Source organism: Serratia proteamaculans (genome assembly GCF_008830365.1).
Lineage (GTDB): Bacteria > Pseudomonadota > Gammaproteobacteria > Enterobacterales > Enterobacteriaceae > Serratia > Serratia proteamaculans.
In genome coordinates this window covers 1,800,748-1,820,470 of sequence record NZ_WBKI01000001.1, presented here as the reverse complement: position 1 = coordinate 1,820,470, position 19,723 = coordinate 1,800,748, and the positions used below count along the sequence as shown (strand labels likewise).

The following is a 19,723-nucleotide window of genomic DNA, read 5'->3' as shown; positions in this document are numbered from 1 at the left end:
TTAAAAAAGGCCGCCGAAGCGACCTTTGTCTCACTGAGGTTTCGGCTTAGCCCAGAACCAGGCCTGCGATGGACGCAGACAGGATGCTGACCAGCGTAGAACCGTATACCAGCTTCAGACCAAAGCGGGACACCACGTTGCCCTGATGCTCGTTCAGCCCTTTAATCGCACCGGCAACGATACCGATGGAAGAGAAGTTGGCGAAGGAAACCAGGAACACCGACAGGATCCCCATGCTGCGAGGAGAGAGTTCAGCAGAGATTTTCTGCAGTTCCATCATTGCCACGAATTCGTTGGAAACCAGTTTGGTCGCCATGATGCTGCCTACCTGCAACGCTTCGTGCTTAGGAATACCCATAATCCAGGCGAATGGATAGAAGAAGTAGCCCAGGATTTCCTGGAAGCTCAGGCCGAAGATGGCGCTGAACAGGCCGTTGAGCGCGGCGATCAGGGCGATAAAGCCAATCAGCATCGCAGCAACGATAATGGCTACCTTAAAACCAGCCAGAATGTATTCACCCAACATTTCGAAGAAGCTCTGGCCTTCGTGCAGATTACCCAGATGCAGTTCTTCTTCTTTACTGGTGTCATACGGATTGACCAATGACAGCACGATAAAGGTGCTGAACATGTTCAGTACCAGCGCGGCGACCACAAACTTGGCATCCAACATGGTCATGTAAGCACCGACGATGGACATGGAAACCGTAGACATCGCGGTTGCTGCCATGGTGTACATGCGCTTTTCTGACATCTTGCCCAGAATATCTTTATAGGCAATGAAGTTTTCAGACTGGCCCAGGATCAGCGAGCTGACGGCGTTGAAGGATTCCAGCTTGCCCATACCGTTTACTTTTGACAGCACGGTACCAATAATGCGGATGATAAACGGCAGTACTTTAATGTATTGCAGAATACCGATCAGCGCAGAGATGAAGACGATCGGGCACAGTACCTTCAGGAAGAAGAAGGCCAGACCTTTATCACCCATACCGCCGAATACAAATTCAGTCCCTTGCCCAGCAAACCCGAGCAGCTTGTCAAACAGCGCTGCGAATCCTTTTACAAAGCCTAAACCCGCTTCCGAATGCAGGAAGAAATAGGCCAGCAGTACTTCAATAACCAACAGTTGTATAACGTAGCGAATGCGGATGCTTTTACGATCGCGGCACACTAACAGTGCCAGAACCGCAACCACCACTAACGCCAACGCAAAGTGCGCAATATGGGACATGTTTGCTCCAAACTTGAGGCAGGCTGAATTTCGGATGTCATTTTATGTAACGCCACGTTTAAAAACGAGAGGTCTATTGCAAATATGGAAAGTCATAGTGGGATATATCTTAAATTAGTACGGTAAAGCATAAAAAATCAATAGCTTAATGAAGCCATATGAAATTCCTATTCCTGTGCTAATTCCATTATAAGACCGATTGTGCTCTGAATCAGGCTCGGCAGAGTACGGAAAATATCCATCTACCCGCTAAACCTTTCGTTAAACCCGTGGTTTTTCTCTATCGCAGAGATAAGTATTACCGCTCTAAATGCACTTGATAATTATTATCATTTACATAAAATAACCTCAGGCTTAATAGAAGTAAGGGTTCAGAGCATGCTGAACAGTCGCGTGGTAGAGACCACTCAGCGCCCATCCAGAAAGATCAAACTCTCCCTGATGGGGCCCGCATTTATCGCGGCTATCGGCTATATCGATCCCGGCAATTTCGCCACCAATATCCAGTCAGGGGCTTCTTTTGGCTATACCCTGCTGTGGGTGGTGGTGTGGGCCAATGTGATGGCGATGCTTATCCAGCTGTTGTCCGCCAAACTGGGCATTGCCACCGGTAAAAACCTGGCGGAGCACATTCGCGATCGTTTTCCACGCCCAGCGGTCTGGGCCTATTGGGTGCAGGCAGAAATCATTGCGATGGCGACCGATCTGGCCGAGTTTATTGGCGCGGCTATCGGTTTCAAACTGCTGTTGGGCGTAACGCTGCTGGAAGGGGCGATCCTGACCGGTATTGCCACCTTCCTGATCCTGATGCTGCAAAAACGCGGGCAAAAACCGCTGGAATGGGTGATTGGCAGCCTGCTGCTGTTTGTCGCCCTGGCTTATATGGTGGAGCTGGTGTTCTCCCAGCCGCAGTTGGGACCGTTGTTAAAAGGTATGGCGCTGCCGGATTTGCCGAACGGCGATGCGGTGTTTCTGGCTGCGGGCGTACTGGGCGCCACCATTATGCCGCACGTGATTTATCTGCATTCGTCGTTAACCCAGGCCGCTGGCGAGAATTCAAAGGCCGATCGCTATGCCGCTACCAAGTTCGATGTCGCCATTGCCATGACTATCGCCGGGTTTGTTAATTTGGCGATGATGGCCACCGCCGCCGCGGCCTTCCATTTTAATGGACATAGTGGCGTCACCGATCTCGACCAGGCTTATCTGACGCTGCAACCTTTGCTGGGTCAGGCGGCAGCGACCATTTTCGGGCTGAGCCTGGTGGCTGCCGGGCTGTCTTCTACCGTGGTGGGCACGCTGGCGGGGCAGGTGGTGATGCAGGGATTCGTGCGCTTTTACATTCCGCTGTGGGTACGCCGCGTGGTCACCATGCTGCCGTCATTTATCGTGATTATGCTGGGGATGGACGCTACGCGCATTCTGGTGCTGAGCCAGGTGCTGCTGAGTTTCGGGATTGCCCTGGCACTGGTGCCATTGCTCTCGTTCACTGGCAATCGTGAGTTGATGGGTGAGATGGTGAACAGCCGTACCATACAGACGATGGGTAAGCTGATCGTGGTGGTAGTGGTGGGGCTGAACGGTTATTTGCTGGTCAGCAGCCTGCTGTGAGCACCTGTTAAATGAAAGGCCGGCATCATGCCGGCCTTTTACTGTCAGTCGTCGTGGTCGCCATGACCACGGTGACCGTGATCGCGGTCATCATGACGACGATCTTTCCAGTGGTGTTTATCATGATGCTTATAGTAGTGCTTATCGTATTTGCGATAGCGGCCTTCATGATAGTAATAATTTTTGCGCCAGTAGTCGTTGTCCCGCCAGCGATAACCATCCCAGTTGTAGCCCCGGCGGTTGCGATCGCCCAGGTAGCGGCCCTGATGGCCCTGCCACCAGTCGCGGTCACGCCAGTCATAACCGTCCCAGTAACGGCCACGGTTGTCTTGCTCCCCGATACGTAATGACACGCCCGGCATCAGATCGATACTGAGGCCGTCCGCCTGGGCTTGCTGCATGACAGGCACCGTTGACACCACCAACAGGGCGGCCAATAACAGAGGCTTAAACATGAATTCTCCTTTCCGCCGCAGCGGGTTGGCCGGTTTTATAAGTAATGAAACGCGTTCATCGGTTTATAAAATGGCCTTATAGTTTTACCTGCAATAGCGGCATCTTAGCCTGTGGGGATAGGGTTGAATCTTAGAGAGATTCTGAAAAGCGGTGTGGAGCAGCTGATTTAAGATTTGTCTGGCGCAGATAGACGATCGCCGGCGTGGGATCCGGCGATAACTGTAACCGATTACACTAATATCTGTTCGATCTGGGCAATTTCGTCATCGCTGAAGCTGCGGTTAGCCAGCATGCCTACCGCATCTTCAATCTGACTGGTCTTGCTGGCACCAATCAATACCGAAGTGACGCGATCGCCACGTAATACCCAGGCCAGCGCCATTTGCGACAGCTTTTGCCCACGCTGTTGTGCCAACGCATTGAGTCGACGCACTTTTTCCAACTTATCGTCGGTGAGCTGACCGGGCTGCAGGAACTGACTGCCGCTGGCGGCGCGCGAATCTTGTGGAATACCGTGCAGATAGCGATCGGTCAACAGACCGCCGGCCAGCGGTGAGAAGGCAATGGAACCTACGCCGTGCTCTTCCAGCGTATCCAGTAACTCGGGTTCAACCCAGCGTTCGAACATCGAGTATTTGGGTTGATGGATCACGCAAGGCGTGCCGAGTTTTTGCAGAATGCGGAACGCTTCGCGTGCGCGGTCGGCCGGATAGTTTGACAACCCGACGTACAGTGCCTTGCCCTGACGTACCAGCAAATCCAGTGCGCCCATGGTTTCTTCCAGCGGCGTATCCGGATCGGGACGATGGTGGTAGAAAATGTCCACGTACTCCAGCCCCGTGCGTTGCAGGCTTTGATCCAGGCTGGCGACCAGATACTTTTTCGATCCCCAGTCACCGTAAGGGCCTGGCCACATGGTGTAACCGGCCTTCGAGGAGATAATCAGTTCATCACGCCAGGGCTTCAGGTCCGCATTAAGAATACGGCCGAAGTTTTCCTCGGCAGAACCAGGAGGTGGACCATAGTTGTTGGCCAGATCAAAGTGGGTAATACCGCGATCGAACGCGCAGTGGATCAGCTTGCGCGCATTGTCATACAGCGTGGTGTCGCCAAAGTTGTGCCATAAGCCGAGTGAAATAGCCGGCAGTTTCAGGCCGCTACGGCCGCAGCGGCGGTATTCCATACTTTGATAACGCGAAGAATCAGCCTGGTAGAGCATAGGAACCCTTTTCAGCAGAGGTGGAATGAATTTTAGTGTATGCGTTTCCATAGCCTTTGTCAGAGTCGCCGATCACGCTTAATCGCCATAACGTTATAAATACAACTTATGAGGCATACCTAATGCCTGCCAAGGGTGCGTCGATGTAACGCTGGGTTGCCAATCCCTTTTTAAACACAAAGCTCGAAATTCATACCACATCTTCGATACTTAATACTGGCAATCTTAAGTGTTGGCAGGTGATGAGCATGAATAAGACCTATAGGGTGGCCGATTACCTACTCGATCGTTTGGCGCAGATCGGTATCCGACATTTCTTTGGCGTGCCCGGGGACTACAACCTGCAGTTTCTCGATCATGTTATCGCTCATCCGCAGATCACCTGGGTAGGCTGTGCTAATGAACTGAATGCCGCCTATGCCGCAGATGGTTATGCACGCTGTAAACCGGCTGCCGCTTTACTGACCACTTTTGGCGTGGGTGAACTGAGCGCGGTCAACGGCATTGCCGGCAGCTACGCTGAATATTTGCCGGTGATCCACGTAGTGGGGGCCCCCACATTACGTGCCCAGCAGGCTGGAGATTTATTGCACCATTCTCTGGGCGATGGCGATTTCGGCCACTTTGCCCGTATGGCGAAAGAAATCACCGTCGCGCAGGCTAGCCTAACCGCGGACAACGCCGAGGCAGAAATAGATCGGCTGCTTACCATCGCGTTGTTTGAGCATCGTCCGGTTTATCTGCTGTTGCCGAGTGAGGTGGCAGAAGCACCGCTGGCATACCGACCGGCACCGCTGATGCTGCGACAGGCCCATTGTTCTCAGGTGTCATTACAAGCCTTTATCGCGGCCGCGCGGGAAATGCTGCTACCGGCCAAGCGGGTCTCCCTGCTGGCGGATTTTCTGGCGGAACGCTTTGGGGCTGAAAAGGTGCTGGCACAGTGGATGAATGAGGTTGATATGCCACATTCAACCCTGTTGCTCGGTAAGAGCGTATTGGATGAAACGCATGCCTGTTTTACCGGCACCTATGCCGGTGCGGCCAGCGATCCGCAGGTGAAGCAACTGATTGAGGGAGCCGATGTCGTCATTAACGTCGGCGTGCGTTTTACCGATACCATTACCGCTGGCTTCACTCATCATCTGCCGGTGGAGAAATGCATTGATATTCAGCCGTTTGAAGCACGAGTAGGGCAGCAAGTCTTCAGCCAGATCCCAATGCGAGACGCGGTCATTGCGTTGCACCAGTTGACGCTGACGCTGGTAAAACAATGGCAATTACCGGCGATTAAACGTCCGGTATTACCGGATCCGAACGGCAGTGGTTTGGATCAGCACGGTTTTTGGCAACAGATGCAGGACTTTCTGCGGCCGAGCGACATTGTGATCGCCGAGCAGGGTACGGCCTGTTTTGGTGCTGCGGCGCTTAGTCTGCCGCAGGGCTGCCGGTTTATTGTCCAGTCGTTGTGGGGGTCTATCGGCTATACCTTGCCGGCGGCATTCGGTGCCCAGACGGCGGAGCCGGACCGTAGGGTGGTGCTGTTAATCGGCGACGGTTCGGCACAGCTCACCGCGCAGGAGCTGGGCTCGATGCTGCGCGACGGGCTGAAACCAGTGATTTTCCTGCTCAATAATGAAGGTTATACCGTTGAACGGGCTATCCACGGCCCGCAACAGCGCTACAACGATATCGCCCAGTGGAACTGGACGCAGTTGCCGCAGGCGTTAGCCGGCGAACACCAGGTAAAAACGCTGCGGGTTACCGAACCGGAACAGTTGCGCCAGGCGCTGAGAGAAGTCGGCGACAGCCCGCAACTGGCTTTTGTGGAAGTGGTGCTGCCAAAGATGGATATTCCCGAATTGCTGGATACCGTCTCGCGCGCCATTCAGTCGCGTAACGCGGCGGCCTGATCCGTCGCGTTCTCCAGCAGACGCTCCAGCAACCAATACCCCGCTGGCCCTGGCGGGGTCAGTTTCGACCATACCGCATCCACTGAAATCAGCTTCGGCCATCCGCGTGGCTTAAGTTCGGTTAATTTTTCATGGCCATATTGCCGCACCAGCCAGTTCGGCAATGTGGCCCAACCGACCCCTTGCTCTGCCATTTCCAACAGCATCAGGTAACTGGGTGCCGACCAGACCCGGCCTTGAGGACGAGATGCACCGGTGCCGGTGTAGGTGTTCAGATAGAGCTGGCGGGTGCTGGACAGTTGTTCCGGCGTGGGGGAAGGCGTCTGCGCCAGCGGGTGCGAGTGGGTGACGAACAGCCCCATCTCCGTCTGTTCCGGCAGCCGTGCAAAGCCGATATCCGGTGGATAGCTGGCCTGCACTTCCACCATACCCAGATGCGCACGGCCACTTTGCAACAGATCCAACACGTCTTCGTCCTCGGCGATCATGCACTCCAGCTCTATATCCTGATAGCGTTGTTCAAAGTGCTGCATCAGGCGATCGTGGTGGGTGGGCTGGTAGGTATCGGAAAAAACGATGGTCAGGCGGGGTTCTATATTATCCGCCAGCCGAATACTCAGCGCGTCGAGTCGTTCGCTGGCCGTGAGAATTTCCTGCACATGGCCTAGCACTTTGTGGCCGGCGGCGGTTAATACCGGCTGGCGTGCCTGGCGATCAAACAGGCTTAGCCCGAGATCGGCTTCCAGATTGGCGATCGCCGTACTGATGGTGGACTGGCTTTTGCGCAGCTTGCGCGCGGCGGCTGAGAAAGAACCGAGGGCGGCGGCCTCAACAAACGCCTGTAGGGCTTCGGGAGAATAGCGCATGATGTATCTACTTTATCGATGGAACCTATTTTTAATCTACCCAAAAAATCGATGATAATCACCTGACTTTATTTGCCACAACAGTAAAAACAGGTGATGTATGCAACTGCAAAACAAGTCTTTCATTGAACGTATCGTCCACGCCGTCGGTTTCGAAGCCATTGCTGTGATGGTCTGCGCCCCGTTGGGCGCGTGGTTGTTGAACCGTTCGATGGTACAGGTCGGTGCGTTAGCGGTGATGTTGTCTACCGTCGCTATGGTATGGAACATGGTTTATAACACCGTTTTTGACCGCCTGTGGCCGGTGGGCCGCGTGGTGCGTAATCTTAAGGTGCGGGTGTTTCATGCCCTGGGCTTTGAGGCCGGTTTTGTGTTGATCGGCGTGCCCATTGCCGCCTGGATGTTGAGCATTTCTTTAGTACAGGCGTTTATGCTGGAGATCGGCTTCTTCCTGTTCTTCTTGCCGTACACCATGTTCTATAACTGGGCGTATGATACGCTGCGTCAGCGTTGGTTTGAGGCTCGTCAGCCGGTCAACTCCTCCGCTAAATAAGGCGTCGTCATCCCTGCGATTCTCAGGTAATGTCGGGTAATTGCAGCAATGACTGAGGAGCAAACGATGAAAGTGTTGGGCCTGCTGGGCGGCATGAGCTGGGAATCGACCATTCCTTATTACCGCATGATCAATGAACAGGTTAAGGAGCGACTTGGCGGCCTGCATTCGGCCAAAATTGTGCTCTACAGCGTCGATTTCCACGAGGTGGAACGCTTGCAGCATCAGGGTGATTGGCAGGGGGCGGGGCAACTGCTGGCTGCCGCTGCGGCCTCACTGCGTGCCGCGGGGGCACAGGCTATCGTCATTTGTACCAACACCATGCACAAGGTAGCGGATGCGGTTGAACAGGCCAGCGGCTTACCGCTGATCCACATCGCCGACGCCACGGCGTTGCAGGTGCGTCAGCAGGATATTCGCCGCGTTGGGCTGCTCGGCACGCGTTTTACCATGGAACAAGAGTTTTATCGCGGGCGACTGCAGGAAAAGTATGACATTGAGGTGGTCACCCCGGTGGCGGCCGATCGCGACATTGTGCACCGCATTATTTATGAAGAGCTGTGCCTGGGGAAAATCCGCGATGCGTCGCGCGATGAGTATCGCCGTATTATCGGCAATCTGGAACAGCAGGGCGCTCAGGGGATTATTTTCGGCTGCACCGAGATTGGTCTGCTGGTTGGCGCGCAGGATGCGTCAGTGCCGGTATTTGATACCACCGCTATCCATGCGCGCGCAGCAGCAGAATACTCGTTAGCCTAATCGTCGTGCGGCGGTTGGAGTTTACCCACCAGCATCAGCGGTTTGCCCGCCAGCACCAGCCAGGCGGGCAGCATCACCACACACAGCACCGGCAGCAGGTGCAACTCCGGCACCACCGCAACGGCCATAAACAGGCTGAGCCAGCCGTCACGCGTGACCACCAGCACCAACCCCATAATGGCGCAGGAAACGGTAATCGCCGCCGGTACCGCCGGAACATGCTGATGCAGCATCAGGCCCAGCGCTACCCCGACAAACACTGCCGGGAAGATGCGCCCACCACGAAAGCCGCTGGCGGCAGCAATCACCAGAGCCGCCAATTTACTCAGTGTAATCAGCAGCAGTTCCGTGACCGAAAAATTCTCGCCTATCGCCAGCCGCTTCATTTCATCGAGCCCTTTAAACAGGGTGATGTCGCCACCGATTAACGCCAGCAACCCAAGCACAAAACCGCCCAGCCCCAGCATCAGTACCGGGTTCTTGATCGAATGGAACAGGCGATGGATATGCGGAAAACTCCACAGCGCCACCATGCCCAGCGCGATGGCGATCAGCGCGACGATAGATCCACTGAAAATATCTGTCAGCCGGGTAACGCCATAGGCATCAAGCTGCAGGGTAAAGTTCGGGGTGAAAAAGAGTTGGGTGGTGACCGCACCGGCTGCTGCTGCCATCAGCGGGGCAAACAGCCGATCCCACAGCGGCACGTCATTATTACCTGCCAGCGTTTGTGAAAAGATCAGCGCAGCGGCAACCGGAGTGCCGAACAGTGCGCCGATGGTGCCGGCTGCGGCCAGAATAATCCAGTCCATGCGCGGGACTCTCGGCAGCAGGCGCGAACCGATAGCCACCACCAGCGCAATATTGATGGCAGTGATCGGGTTTTCCGGCCCCAGGCTGACGCCACCGACCAGGCCAACGATCAGTGCCAGCGCAAGGCCGGGCACCGCCGACAAGGGCAGAGGCATGCCGATCAGCGATTCCGTTGCCGGATCAGGCCCCGCATGGCCGGGCATATAGCGGATTATCAGCCCAACGGCGACACCGGTCAGCGTCAGAATGCCGATCAACCACCAGGGCGACTGGGTGTCGATATTCATAGCCGCAGGAATATTCACCCACAGCAGCCGCTGCAGTGCATCGGCGAATTTCATCACCAGAATGAGCACCAGGCTTGAAGCCGAGCCGATAACGAGAGCGGGCAGAGCGAAAGCCAACATGGCATTGGCGCGCGGGTGCAACATGCGGGGATCCCTTGTTAATGGCCCCGGATGGCAGGGCGAACGGGTGATTGAATTGTGACCACAGCGTGCCAGACAATCAGCACTCTGGCACGCAAAGAAATTTCCGGCCAGGCCTAGGGCCACAGCCGATTAATAGTGCCTTTCTGTGTTGATGGTTAACAGCCGTGGTAGCGCGTTTTTTGCCGCAATTTGTTTCAAATCGCCCTGAAAGGGACGGGCTGAAACGTTTTTTGTGATCTGGATCGCTAATGGATGGCCGCGTGAAGGATGGTGATTGTTGTTTTTGCAGCGGGATTTTACAGTGTGGGCAGCTTTCAATTATTCATTTCGCGGAGAAGATACTGATGACTTATGCCCTCGTAGGTGATGTAGGCGGCACCAATGCTCGCCTGGCGTTGTGCACTGTGGCGACGGGTGAAATTACCCAGGCGAAAACCTATTCCGGCCTGGAGTTTGACAGTCTGGAGGCGGTGATCCGCCAATATTTAGCCGAGCAGGATATCCAGGTGCAGGACGCCTGTATTGCCATTGCCTGCCCGGTCACTGAAGACTGGGTAGCGATGACTAACCATACCTGGGCGTTCTCGATCAAAGAGATGAAGGCCAGCCTGGGGCTGAGCCACCTGGAAGTGATCAACGACTTTACCGCCGTGTCGATGGCGATCCCGATGCTGTCGCAAGACGATGTGTTGCAGTTCGGCGGTGGCAGCGCGCAGAAAGACAAGCCGATTGCAGTGTATGGCGCCGGCACCGGTCTGGGGGTGGCGCACCTGGTGCACGTTAACCGTCGCTGGGTGAGCCTGCCGGGCGAGGGCGGCCATGTGGACTTCGCACCGAACAGTGAAGAAGAAGATATCATTCTGGAGGTGTTACGCGCCGAAGTGGGCCATGTGTCTGCCGAGCGCGTACTGTCCGGGCCGGGACTGGTCAATCTCTACCGCGCTATCGTTAAGTCGGATAAGCGCCTGCCGGAAAAGCTGGAGCCAAAGGACATTACCGAGCGCGCACTGGCCGACAGTTGCATTGATTGTCGCCGCGCCTTGTCGCTGTTCTGCGTCATTCTAGGGCGTTTCGGCGGCAATCTGGCGCTGAGCCTGGGCACCTTTGGCGGCGTTTATATTGCCGGGGGCATAGTGCCGCGCTTTATGGAGTTCTTTAAAGCCTCTGGCTTCCGTGCGGCGTTCGAAGATAAAGGGCGTTTCAAAGATTACGTGCACGACATTCCGGTATTTATGATCACCCACGGACAACCTGGCCTGCTGGGTGCAGGCGCTCACCTGCGTCAAACGCTGGGAATGCATCTGTAATTAATCGTAGTGATAAAAAAAGGGGCGCAACCGATAAGTTGCGCCCCTTTTATCGTTTGAGGAGTTAGGCTTTTGCCAGCTCCGTCTGCGGGAAGTGTTCTTCTTCCTGCGCTACCGCTTTCGGTGCCTTGATGAACAGGGTGATTATCAGAGAAGCCACTGACAACACGCCAATCACGATGAAGGTGGCATGGAAGCCGCCGAAGTATTTGGCGACAAACGAACCGGCCAGTGCGCCCAGACCGAAGCCCTGATAGATGATGCCGTAGTTTTTGCTGTGGTTTTTCAGGCCGAAGAAGTCACCGACAATCGCTGGGAACACGGTGATGTTGCCACCGAAGCAGAAGGCGACGGCGCCGACGCAGATAAAGAACAGCGTGTGGTTCAGGGTAAGGAAGCTCAGCGCCACAATCGCCAGTACGGTAACCAGCATGGTGAAGCTGATGACGCGCATGCGGCCCACTTTATCGGACAACGTACCCAGAATGATACGGCCCGCAGTGTTGAAGATAGCGACGGCAGAAACGGTGTTGGCGGCAGTAGCTAAATCCATTCCGGCCAGTTGCACGCCCATGTCCTTCACGATACCAATCAGGTACAAGCCACTCATACAGGCTGCGAAGAAAATGATGAACAGCAGGTAGGCTTCTTTGGTGGCCAGCATCTGGCGCACGCTGTAGTCATTGCCCAGGCCGTGGGTGCCTTGCTGTGCAGAGTTGCTCACCAGTACCGGTTCTTTCAACAGCAGGGAGCCGAACACGATCAGCGCCATCACAATGGCACCCCAGTAGAAGAAGGCGGAGGACACGCCGACGTCGGCAATCAGTGCGGCGTTAACGTATTTGAACAGCAGGCTACCGGTACCGAAAGCCCCGACCGAGATACCGGAGATCAGCCCTTTGTTGGCCGGGAACCACTTGATCAGGTTAGACAGGGTAGAGATGTAAGCGATACCTACCGCGAATCCGACTACCACGCCGGCCAGCAGATAGACCATATTCAGTGAGCTGACGTAGGCGCTGGCCATCAGGCCCAGACCCACCAGGATACCGGAGAACAGCGTCAGGTTGCGGATACCGAAGCGTTCCTGAAGTTTGCCGGCAAACAGCGTGGCGAAAGCCAGGAAGAAGCTGGTGATGGAGAAGGTGGTGGCAACGTCGCCGAGGCCCCAGTGGAACTTATCGACCAACGGCTGGTTGAACAGGCTCCAGGTATAGATAGTACCGAGACCCATCTGGCAGATGATGGTCCCCAGAACGATTAAGCTGCGATTTGCCGGTTTGGTGTTCATGGCCGGACTCCTTCCTGTGTGTGCATTGCCGGGCGTTAGCCGTTGGCGGAAATTTGCGGATAGCGTCTAAGGCCCCGCGGTATGGGCTTATTATAAGGCTGGTAATACCACTGGACGGCGGATCGGGAATGAGTTGCACAAGGGGAGGAATGAAATGCATCAGAAGGCGCATGAGTTGCCGTTTTTGCGCTTAAAAGGGAGTGAAATGCAGCGGGTGTCACGTGATCTATATCAAGAATGTTAGCGATTTATCGCCGATCACCCGGCGGTGATTGTGGTCAAATTGTGAAGGATCTGTGTGAAAGGCGTAAATGGGCATTGTTCCTATAGAGCGGCGGCTGGCGCAGAACTATGTTATCTGCGTACGGACGGGTTCCGCTCTGCAGGAGTCGTTGAGATGAAGAAAATACTGTTGTTATTAGCCGCACTGCTGTCGCTACCGTTGGTGAGCCACGCAGACGTATCGATTGGCGTCAATGTACCAGGCCTTTCATTGCACATTGGCGATCGCGATAATCGCGGTCACTATTGGGACGGCGGTCGCTGGCGGGATCCACGCTGGTGGTCTGAACACCGAGGCTATGAACGCCCGCGCGGTTATTACTATGGCCCACCGCCACGGGTGATTTATTACGGCCCACCACGACGTGAATGGCGCGATCGTCCACATTACCGTATGCCACCGCCGCCGGGCTATTACTATCGCCCAGGGCCACGCTGGTAACTGCTGGCGATTATAAACGCATCAGTTTGCGAAACTCTTTCACCTTGCTGCGGCTGACCGGCACTTCAAAATCCAGATCGCTCAGCCGCAGAATATAGGTGTTGTTGAACCAGGGTACGATCTCGCGAATTTTTGACAGATTGACGCAGTAGGAGCGGTGACAGCGGAAGAAATGTTCTTCAGGCAGACGACCGTAAAACTCGGTCAGGTTCATCGGCATCACAAACTCTTCGCGTCGGGTATACACCCGTGTCACTTTCTCATCGGCGGCGGCATAGTAAATGTCGTTGATGTCGGTAACGATAATCCGTTCGTCTTTGATCAGGTTAATGCTATGGCTGCTGCGGTTCGGCGCGCTGGCCTGTTCCGGCAGGCTGGCGGGGCGGTTATGCAGCGCCTCCAGCTTTTGCAGCATGGTGACGATACGCGCCTCGTGATAAGGCTTGAGGATGTAGTCAAAGGCCTCGATTTCGAAGGCTTCCACCGCATGCTCTTTATAGGCGGTGATGAACACAATAGAAGGGCGATGGGCGAATTTGCTGATGTTCTGCGCCAGTAATACCCCATCCAGCGACGGGATATTGATGTCGAGGAAAATGGCATCGACCTGATGGTTCTGCAGGTATTTCAGCACGTCCAACCCGTCTTCGAAGGTGGCTTCGATAACGATATTGCTGTGTTTTTTGATCAGATAGCTGAGTTCTTCCTGAGCGAGGAACTCGTCTTCAACGATGATGGCTTTCATGAGGGTTCCCCGGCCGGCAGTGCGCTGTTCTCTACCGGCAGTTTGCCGCCATTTTTACTGATATAAAAGGCAATTTCGGTGCCTGGTTCCAGACGACGAATGCGCAACCCTTCGCCGTACAGCAGGGACACCCGGTGATGCACATTCAGCAGGCCGATATTGTGCCCAGGCATCTCATTGCGCGCTACCCGTTCGATGACCTGCGGGTCAATACCGTGGCCGGTATCTTTGACCGAAATCCTGACCCGGTCACCCTGATCTTTCACCGCAATCACCACCACTCCCTTGCCTTTGCAGGGTTGAATGCCGTGCACGATGGCGTTCTCCACCAGCGGCTGGATCAGCAGGCTGGGGATGCGCACCGAGATATCGTCATCGATGTCATAAATCACCGTCAGCTTGGCACCGAAGCGCGCCTGTTCGATGGCGATATAATCCTGAATTTGGTGCAATTCCTTGCGGATGTCGATCAACTCGTCGTTCAACTCCAGGTTATAGCGCAGGTAGCGGGACAGGTTGATAATCAGTTGGCGCGCGGTGTCCGGATTGATGCGGATCGAGGACGAAATGGCGTTCAGCGCGTTGAACAGGAAGTGCGGGTTGATCTTGCTCTGCAGAGCGCGCATTTCCGCTTTGTCTGCCATCTGCCGCAGATGTTCAATGCGCGACACCTCCATTTGGGTGGAGATAATTTGCGACAGGCCCACTGCCATCACCTTCAGCGTATTGGTGATCTGGTGTGCATGGCAGTAGTAAATTTTCAGCGCGCCGGTCACTTCGCCTTTTTCCCACAGCGGGATCACCAATTGCGAGTGGATCTGCGGCGTGGCCGGGTTTTCCAGATTATTTTTGATGATGATCTTGCCGTGCCGGATACTTTCACGGGTCACCCGGCTCAGCCCTTCACGGCCGATCGGGTAAGCCTCTTCACCCACGCCGACATAGGCCAGTACCTGATGGGTATCGGTGATAGCCACCGCATCGGCCTGAATGTCCTGGCGAATAATGTCACAGATGGTGGCCAGCGATTCACTGTTGATATTGCGGAAATACGGCAGCGTTTTGCGGGCAATATCCAGCGCCAGTTTGGCCTGCCGGGCGGCGATCACTTCTTTTTCATCTTCCACGCTCTGCACCAGTAGCACAATCAGACCAATGCACACCGTACCGAGGATCATCGGTAGCGCGATTTTGGAGACGATATCCAGCCCCAGTTCGGTCGGCTTGGCCCACAGCACAATCAACAGCATGGTCAGGCATTCGCACAGCATGCCGCCGATGATCCCGGCGCGCCAGCGCTGCTCTTTTTTCACCTTCAGGTTGATATATCCGGCGCTGATACCGGCAATGATGCTGGTGATCAGGCAGGGAACCGAGGTAATGCCATCAATATCGATCAGATACCGGTGCACCCCGGCGATGATGCCGGTAATGATCCCCACCCAGGGGCCGAACAGGATACCGCCGGCCATGATGGCGATCACCCGTACGTTGACCAGCGAACCTTCAACGTTAACGCCGGAATAGGTGCTGAACAGCGCAAACAGCGAGAAGATGGCGGTGACCATGCCCAGTTCCAGCGGCGTATGGTCTTCTTTTTGCAGCAACTGGCGGAACAACCGGGTGCGGGTGAGGAAAAACAGGCAGATCAACATCAACGCGGCGCGATCAAATACCGCTAACAGCATTTCAAAAAAAGGGTGCACGACGGGCTCTCGCTGCGGCGGAAAGATGCGGGGAGTATATCACAGCGAATTGTCCCCGTGCGGCCGGGCGGCGCGCCACGGGGAACTTGCGCTATTTGATGCCCAGCTGTTCCTTGCCGAGCGGTGTCAGCAATTCAAGTGTGGCTCGGCCGATGAAATCCACTTCGAAATCGTCGGGAGCGAAATCCGGCGGGGTTTTACCGGCAATAAAGCTGGGTAGTTGGCGCTGCAGATAGGCATCGTTTTTCTCGCAGCCCGGCGCGGCAGCGATATACATTACGTTGCTGTCGAACTCGCCGTTATGCTCGTTTTCCACCGCGTGGATCACGTCGCAGTGCCAGAAAACCGTGTCGCCTGGCTCTAAATCGGGAATAGGGGAAATCCCACTGATTAAAAGGGGATGCCATTTTTCGGAGATCGACAGCGCACGGCCCGGGGCGGCATCGCACAGATCATCGTCGGCGACGTCATCCTGCAGCGCACGCAACAGCACGTAGGCCATGGCGTTGGCAATGGGGACCAGATTCAGCGTGCCGGCATTGGTGCGCTGCGGCGTCAGCGCCGTCCACCCCTGGAAGGTGCGGAACATCGAGCACACCGCCGGTGAAGCGATTTCACGCACTTCGGTGCGGCCGTCGGCGGCGAACGGATCATAATCCTGCCAGTTGCCGGAGAACACGTGGCGATAGACGTAACGGAAGTTCTCATCCAGCCAGCGCTCAATGGTGCCGCTGTCTACGTGTGGCGACAGGCCCAGCGAAGAGGAATTCGGCGGACGGCGACGGGTCCGATCGGCGTAGGTGGCGACGCGCGTTGGGTCAAAATGCTGTTTTCCGTTGCTTTCGGTTTTCCACAGGCTGTTAAGGAATACCTGTACCGCGTGCATACGGGCGTCCTGGCGGGCTTCCACCTGCGGTTTTGACCAGTAAATGCCGTAGATTTGTGGCTTGCTGGCGGCCAGTTTGCCGAAGTAATTGTCTTCGGCGGCCCCTTTCAGGCGTTCGACGAAGTTGTTGCGCTCGAGGTAGTCGCCGATTTCCCGGTTCCAGGCCGTGGCTTTGTCGCGGGGGAACACGCCGCGAATGGCGCAGGCGCCACGCTGTTTGATCAGCGCTTTTTGCTGCTCGCTGACGCGCTGTTGCAGGATATCTTCGGCATCGATTTGCGGCACCGGGTTTTGACCGGCGGCCAGCTCCTGGCGGATTTGTTCGACCTGCTGACGGATATTGTCTTCCAGTGCCAGGAAGGTCTCACGGTAATTCGGTAATGCCTGGCGCAGTTGTTGTTTGACAGTTTTAATTGCGCCTGGAATATCGTCAATCTGTAAGGAAGCCATGGTGTTCTCCTCGTGTTGCGGATGGGCAACGACGGACGGTTGTAGGGGACCGGGTAAGGCGTTATGGTTTTGTTGTTTTGACGTTAATGATTATCTGGATTTAATAGGGGAAAATAAAGGGATATCTTTCATTCGTAACTTCCTCATTTTCGTTTTTCGGAGATTTTTGTTTTTAGGAGACAGAAGCAATGAAGTTGGTAACTGAGCGTTTGACCCTGGAGTCGTTGACTGCCGATGACTGGCCGCTGTTTTTACGCCTGTATAAGGATCCTGATGTGATCCGCTACATCTCCGACCCGTACAGCGATGAGGGCATCCTCAGTCGTTTCGAGGCCCGTTTACCAACCTGGGACAAGCATTTGGATCAATGGCTGTGCTTGGTGTTGCGAGAGAAAGAGAGCGGAGAAGTGGCTGGCATGACCGGTTTTCGTCCGATGTGGCTGCCTAATCAACAGGCGGAAGTGGGATACGCCTTGCTGCCGTCCGCGCAAGGTAAGGGCTATGGCAAGGAATCACTGCGTGCGGTGCTGGACTTTGGTTTTAATGGCTGCGGTTTCCATAAGCTGACCGCGACGGTGACCGCCGGCAATATTGCCTCGCGCCGGTTGCTGGAGTCCTGTGGCTTTCTGCTGGAAGGTACGCTGCGCGATAATTACCGGCTGGCGGGGCAGTGGCGTGATGACTGGCACTTCGGGCTGCTGGCCAGGGAGTTTAAGGCCGGAAAATAAAAAAGTTGTGCCGGGTATCGACAACCCTGCCGAAGCTGGGATATGTTCAATATCCGGTCAATCTTTAGGTTGGCCAGCGTCGCTCGGATGGTCCGGGCGCTAACGTCTCTTCGAGGTATCTATGGCTGATAATAGTCCGCAACGCCGTTTCACGCGTATTGAACGTCTTCCCCCTTATGTATTCAACATCACCGCCGAACTGAAGATGGCTGCACGCCGTCGTGGCGAGGATATTATCGATTTCAGCATGGGTAACCCCGACGGGCCAACGCCGCCGCACATCGTGGAAAAACTCTGCACCGTTGCCCAGCGTGACGACACCCACGGTTATTCCACTTCGCGGGGTATTCCGCGTTTACGTCGTGCTATTTCACGCTGGTACGCCGACCGCTACCAGGTGGAGATCGATCCCGAAAGCGAAGCCATTGTCACCATAGGTTCAAAAGAAGGGCTGGCACACCTGATGCTGGCGACGTTAGACCATGGTGACACCGTACTGGTGCCGAACCCGAGCTACCCTATTCACATTTACGGTGCGGTGATTGCCGGTGCCCAGGTGCGTTCGGTGCCGTTGGTGGAGGGTGTGGATTTCTTTGGTGAGCTGGAGCGCGCTATTCGTGAAACCATTCCTCGTCCGAAAATGATGATCCTCGGCTTCCCGTCGAACCCGACCGCCCAGTGTGTGGAACTGGACTTTTTTGAACGCGTGGTCGCGCTGGCCAAGCAATACGACGTGCTGGTGGTCCACGATCTGGCCTATGCCGACATTGTATATGACGGCTGGAAAGCACCCTCGATTATGCAGGTGCCTGGCGCCAAAGATATCGCGGTGGAATTTTTCACCCTGTCGAAAAGTTACAATATGGCGGGCTGGCGTATCGGCTTTATGGTCGGTAACCCGGAGTTGGTCAACGCGCTGGCGCGCATCAAGAGTTACCACGACTACGGTACCTTTACGCCACTGCAGGTTGCCGCCATAGCTGCGCTGGAAGGCGATCAGCAGTGCGTGCGGGATATCGCGGAACAGTACCGTCAGCGCCGCAATGTGCTGGTGAAAGGGCTGCATGAAGCGGGCTGGATGGTGGAAAACCCGAAGGCTGCGATGTACGTCTGGGCCAAAATTCCCGAGCCTTATGCGCATCTCGGTTCACTGGAGTTTGCCAAACGCCTGTTGGCAGAGGCCAAGGTTTGCGTATCGCCAGGTATCGGCTTTGGTGACTACGGTGACACCCATGTGCGTTTCGCGCTGATAGAAAATCAGGATCGCATCCGTCAGGCGGTACGCGGTATCAAAGCCATGTTCCGGGCGGATGGGTTGATCAAACCGAGCACCACCAAATAATTGCTTCAGGCCGGCGCATTCGCACCGGCCTTTTTTCTCGCCGCTAAGGTTTTCTTCATCATTTACCCACTATGATCCAATAAGATTTTCTTTATTTATCAGGATGAGTGTATGGGTAACCGCTATGCAAAATCACAAATTGTGTTGCACTGGCTGACGCTACTGATGGTGATCCTCACCTATGCGGCGATGCTGTTAAAGGATTCGGTGCCGGATGACCTGGCATCGCTGGTAAAAAATCTGCACTTTAATTTTGGCCTTGCGGTCTTTTTGCTGATGTTCATCCGGCTGGGGTTACGTCGGCGACATGGCACGCCGGCCACCACACCGCCGCTTGAAGAATGGCAGGAATGGGGCGCCAAAATTTTCCACTGGTTGCTGTATCTGCTGTTCCTGGCTTTACCGGTGCTGGGGGTGTTGACGCTGGCTTACGGCGGGAAGGAGTGGGTGCTACTGGGTTGGCAGGTGCCGCAGTTCGTTACGCCGGATCCCCTGCTGCGTCGGCTTATCAAAAGTACTCATGAGACCCTGGCCAATACCGGTTATTTCATCATTGGTGCACATACGCTGGCGGCGCTTTACCACCATTATCTGCGCAAGGATGACACCTTACGCCGCATGATGCCGGGCAAATAGCCCAGATTCAGAAACAACAAAGGGGCGCTGGTGCGCCCCTTTATCTATGTATCTAT

Annotated in this window: 18 protein-coding genes; 9 read left to right on the top strand and 9 right to left on the bottom strand. The window is 55.2% G+C overall.

All coding sequences use genetic code 11. The features are described from left to right. Positions 1-46 precede the first annotated feature (46 nt). Positions 47-1,234 (bottom strand): NupC/NupG family nucleoside CNT transporter, encoded by a 1,188-nt coding sequence (locus F8R23_RS08575; protein WP_099063669.1) that lies wholly within the window; start codon positions 1,232-1,234, stop codon positions 47-49. A 378-nt stretch (positions 1,235-1,612) separates the two neighbouring features. Between F8R23_RS08575 and F8R23_RS08570 the strand changes: the two genes are divergently transcribed. Beyond that, complete coding sequence (locus F8R23_RS08570; RefSeq protein ID WP_112348763.1) at positions 1,613-2,845, top strand: Nramp family divalent metal transporter; 1,233 nt, start codon at positions 1,613-1,615, stop codon at positions 2,843-2,845. Positions 2,846-2,889: 44 nt separating this feature from the next. Here F8R23_RS08570 and F8R23_RS08565 read toward each other — a convergent pair whose 3' ends face one another. Both F8R23_RS08565 and mgrA read right to left on the bottom strand, forming a co-directional pair. Next, the gene (locus tag F8R23_RS08565) at positions 2,890-3,300 is read right to left on the bottom strand and encodes a DUF2502 domain-containing protein (RefSeq protein WP_085117959.1); all 411 of its coding nucleotides are present in this window, start codon (positions 3,298-3,300) and stop codon (positions 2,890-2,892) included. A 230-nt stretch (positions 3,301-3,530) separates the two neighbouring features. Next, on the bottom strand, positions 3,531-4,520 hold the full coding sequence (gene mgrA, locus F8R23_RS08560) for an L-glyceraldehyde 3-phosphate reductase (protein WP_129939183.1): 990 nt from the start codon (positions 4,518-4,520) through the stop codon (positions 3,531-3,533). A 248-nt stretch (positions 4,521-4,768) separates the two neighbouring features. Between mgrA and F8R23_RS08555 the strand changes: the two genes are divergently transcribed. Continuing rightward, complete coding sequence (locus F8R23_RS08555; protein ID WP_151415481.1) at positions 4,769-6,430, top strand: alpha-keto acid decarboxylase family protein; 1,662 nt, start codon at positions 4,769-4,771, stop codon at positions 6,428-6,430. Here F8R23_RS08555 and F8R23_RS08550 read toward each other — a convergent pair. After that, a complete protein-coding gene (locus tag F8R23_RS08550) occupies positions 6,406-7,296 on the bottom strand; it encodes a LysR family transcriptional regulator (protein WP_112348767.1) in 891 nt (296 codons plus the stop codon). The genes F8R23_RS08555 and F8R23_RS08550 overlap by 25 nt on opposite strands. Before the next feature lie 100 nt (positions 7,297-7,396). Between F8R23_RS08550 and F8R23_RS08545 the strand changes: the two genes are divergently transcribed. Both F8R23_RS08545 and F8R23_RS08540 read left to right on the top strand, forming a co-directional pair. Further along, positions 7,397-7,849 carry a multidrug/biocide efflux PACE transporter gene (locus F8R23_RS08545; RefSeq protein WP_112348768.1) on the top strand — a complete coding sequence of 151 codons (453 nt, stop codon included), beginning with the start codon at positions 7,397-7,399 and terminating at the stop codon, positions 7,847-7,849. Between the two features lie 66 nt (positions 7,850-7,915). Further along, entirely contained in the window at positions 7,916-8,608 is a 693-nt protein-coding gene (locus F8R23_RS08540; protein ID WP_112348769.1) for an aspartate/glutamate racemase family protein, read from the top strand. On the opposite strand, the gene F8R23_RS08535 is transcribed toward F8R23_RS08540, so the two are convergent. Then, positions 8,605-9,852 (bottom strand): ion channel protein, encoded by a 1,248-nt coding sequence (locus F8R23_RS08535; RefSeq protein WP_129936613.1) that lies wholly within the window; start codon positions 9,850-9,852, stop codon positions 8,605-8,607. The two genes, F8R23_RS08540 and F8R23_RS08535, sit on opposite strands and share 4 nt — an antisense overlap. Positions 9,853-10,193: 341 nt before the next feature. On the opposite strand from F8R23_RS08535, the gene glk reads away from it, so the two are divergent. Next, positions 10,194-11,159 (top strand): glucokinase, encoded by a 966-nt coding sequence (gene glk / locus F8R23_RS08530; protein ID WP_112349009.1) that lies wholly within the window; start codon positions 10,194-10,196, stop codon positions 11,157-11,159. 64 nt (positions 11,160-11,223) lie between these two features. Here the strand turns inward: glk and F8R23_RS08525 are convergent, their stop codons facing one another. Further along, entirely contained in the window at positions 11,224-12,450 is a 1,227-nt protein-coding gene (locus F8R23_RS08525) for an L-lactate MFS transporter (RefSeq protein ID WP_151415480.1), read from the bottom strand. 397 nt (positions 12,451-12,847) lie between these two features. Here F8R23_RS08525 and F8R23_RS08520 point away from each other — a divergent pair, with 397 nt between their 5' ends. Continuing rightward, positions 12,848-13,174 carry a DUF2502 domain-containing protein gene (locus F8R23_RS08520; RefSeq protein ID WP_129936610.1) on the top strand — a complete coding sequence of 109 codons (327 nt, stop codon included), beginning with the start codon at positions 12,848-12,850 and terminating at the stop codon, positions 13,172-13,174. A gap of 10 nt (positions 13,175-13,184) precedes the next feature. Here F8R23_RS08520 and F8R23_RS08515 read toward each other — a convergent pair whose 3' ends face one another. From F8R23_RS08515 to F8R23_RS08505, 3 genes are all read right to left on the bottom strand, one after another. After that, the gene (locus F8R23_RS08515) at positions 13,185-13,919 is read right to left on the bottom strand and encodes a LytR/AlgR family response regulator transcription factor (protein ID WP_129936609.1); all 735 of its coding nucleotides are present in this window, start codon (positions 13,917-13,919) and stop codon (positions 13,185-13,187) included. After that, complete coding sequence (locus F8R23_RS08510) at positions 13,916-15,607, bottom strand: sensor histidine kinase (RefSeq protein WP_112349010.1); 1,692 nt, start codon at positions 15,605-15,607, stop codon at positions 13,916-13,918. The genes F8R23_RS08515 and F8R23_RS08510 overlap by 4 nt, the downstream gene beginning before the upstream one ends. Before the next feature lie 109 nt (positions 15,608-15,716). Then, a complete protein-coding gene (locus F8R23_RS08505) occupies positions 15,717-16,961 on the bottom strand; it encodes a DUF1479 domain-containing protein (RefSeq protein WP_151415479.1) in 1,245 nt (414 codons plus the stop codon). Between the two features lie 188 nt (positions 16,962-17,149). On the opposite strand from F8R23_RS08505, the gene F8R23_RS08500 reads away from it, so the two are divergent. From F8R23_RS08500 to F8R23_RS08490, 3 genes are all read left to right on the top strand, one after another. Continuing rightward, on the top strand, positions 17,150-17,689 hold the full coding sequence (locus tag F8R23_RS08500; RefSeq protein WP_129936607.1) for a GNAT family N-acetyltransferase: 540 nt from the start codon (positions 17,150-17,152) through the stop codon (positions 17,687-17,689). A 121-nt stretch (positions 17,690-17,810) separates the two neighbouring features. Continuing rightward, a complete protein-coding gene (alaC, locus tag F8R23_RS08495; protein WP_112348774.1) occupies positions 17,811-19,031 on the top strand; it encodes an alanine transaminase in 1,221 nt (406 codons plus the stop codon). Between the two features lie 111 nt (positions 19,032-19,142). Then, positions 19,143-19,667 carry a cytochrome b gene (locus F8R23_RS08490; RefSeq protein WP_099063684.1) on the top strand — a complete coding sequence of 175 codons (525 nt, stop codon included), beginning with the start codon at positions 19,143-19,145 and terminating at the stop codon, positions 19,665-19,667. The last annotated feature ends 56 nt before the right edge of the window (positions 19,668-19,723 follow it).

What these genes read in the sequence shown, in the direction of transcription:
- F8R23_RS08520 (WP_129936610.1), top strand. Translation starts at nt 12,848, where the DNA reads ATGAAGAAAATACTGTTGTTATTAGCCGCACTGCTGTCGCTACCGTTG.
- F8R23_RS08510 (WP_112349010.1), bottom strand. Translation starts at nt 15,607, where the DNA reads ATGCTGTTAGCGGTATTTGATCGCGCCGCGTTGATGTTGATCTGCCTG.
- F8R23_RS08565 (WP_085117959.1), bottom strand. Translation starts at nt 3,300, where the DNA reads ATGTTTAAGCCTCTGTTATTGGCCGCCCTGTTGGTGGTGTCAACGGTG.
- F8R23_RS08535 (WP_129936613.1), bottom strand. Translation starts at nt 9,852, where the DNA reads ATGTTGCACCCGCGCGCCAATGCCATGTTGGCTTTCGCTCTGCCCGCT.
- F8R23_RS08500 (WP_129936607.1), top strand. Translation starts at nt 17,150, where the DNA reads ATGAAGTTGGTAACTGAGCGTTTGACCCTGGAGTCGTTGACTGCCGAT.
- F8R23_RS08505 (WP_151415479.1), bottom strand. Translation starts at nt 16,961, where the DNA reads ATGGCTTCCTTACAGATTGACGATATTCCAGGCGCAATTAAAACTGTC.
- mgrA (WP_129939183.1), bottom strand. Translation starts at nt 4,520, where the DNA reads ATGCTCTACCAGGCTGATTCTTCGCGTTATCAAAGTATGGAATACCGC.
- F8R23_RS08555 (WP_151415481.1), top strand. Translation starts at nt 4,769, where the DNA reads ATGAATAAGACCTATAGGGTGGCCGATTACCTACTCGATCGTTTGGCG.
- alaC (WP_112348774.1), top strand. Translation starts at nt 17,811, where the DNA reads ATGGCTGATAATAGTCCGCAACGCCGTTTCACGCGTATTGAACGTCTT.
- F8R23_RS08575 (WP_099063669.1), bottom strand. Translation starts at nt 1,234, where the DNA reads ATGTCCCATATTGCGCACTTTGCGTTGGCGTTAGTGGTGGTTGCGGTT.
- F8R23_RS08540 (WP_112348769.1), top strand. Translation starts at nt 7,916, where the DNA reads ATGAAAGTGTTGGGCCTGCTGGGCGGCATGAGCTGGGAATCGACCATT.
- F8R23_RS08570 (WP_112348763.1), top strand. Translation starts at nt 1,613, where the DNA reads ATGCTGAACAGTCGCGTGGTAGAGACCACTCAGCGCCCATCCAGAAAG.
- F8R23_RS08490 (WP_099063684.1), top strand. Translation starts at nt 19,143, where the DNA reads ATGGGTAACCGCTATGCAAAATCACAAATTGTGTTGCACTGGCTGACG.
- F8R23_RS08545 (WP_112348768.1), top strand. Translation starts at nt 7,397, where the DNA reads ATGCAACTGCAAAACAAGTCTTTCATTGAACGTATCGTCCACGCCGTC.
- F8R23_RS08525 (WP_151415480.1), bottom strand. Translation starts at nt 12,450, where the DNA reads ATGAACACCAAACCGGCAAATCGCAGCTTAATCGTTCTGGGGACCATC.
- F8R23_RS08550 (WP_112348767.1), bottom strand. Translation starts at nt 7,296, where the DNA reads ATGCGCTATTCTCCCGAAGCCCTACAGGCGTTTGTTGAGGCCGCCGCC.
- F8R23_RS08515 (WP_129936609.1), bottom strand. Translation starts at nt 13,919, where the DNA reads ATGAAAGCCATCATCGTTGAAGACGAGTTCCTCGCTCAGGAAGAACTC.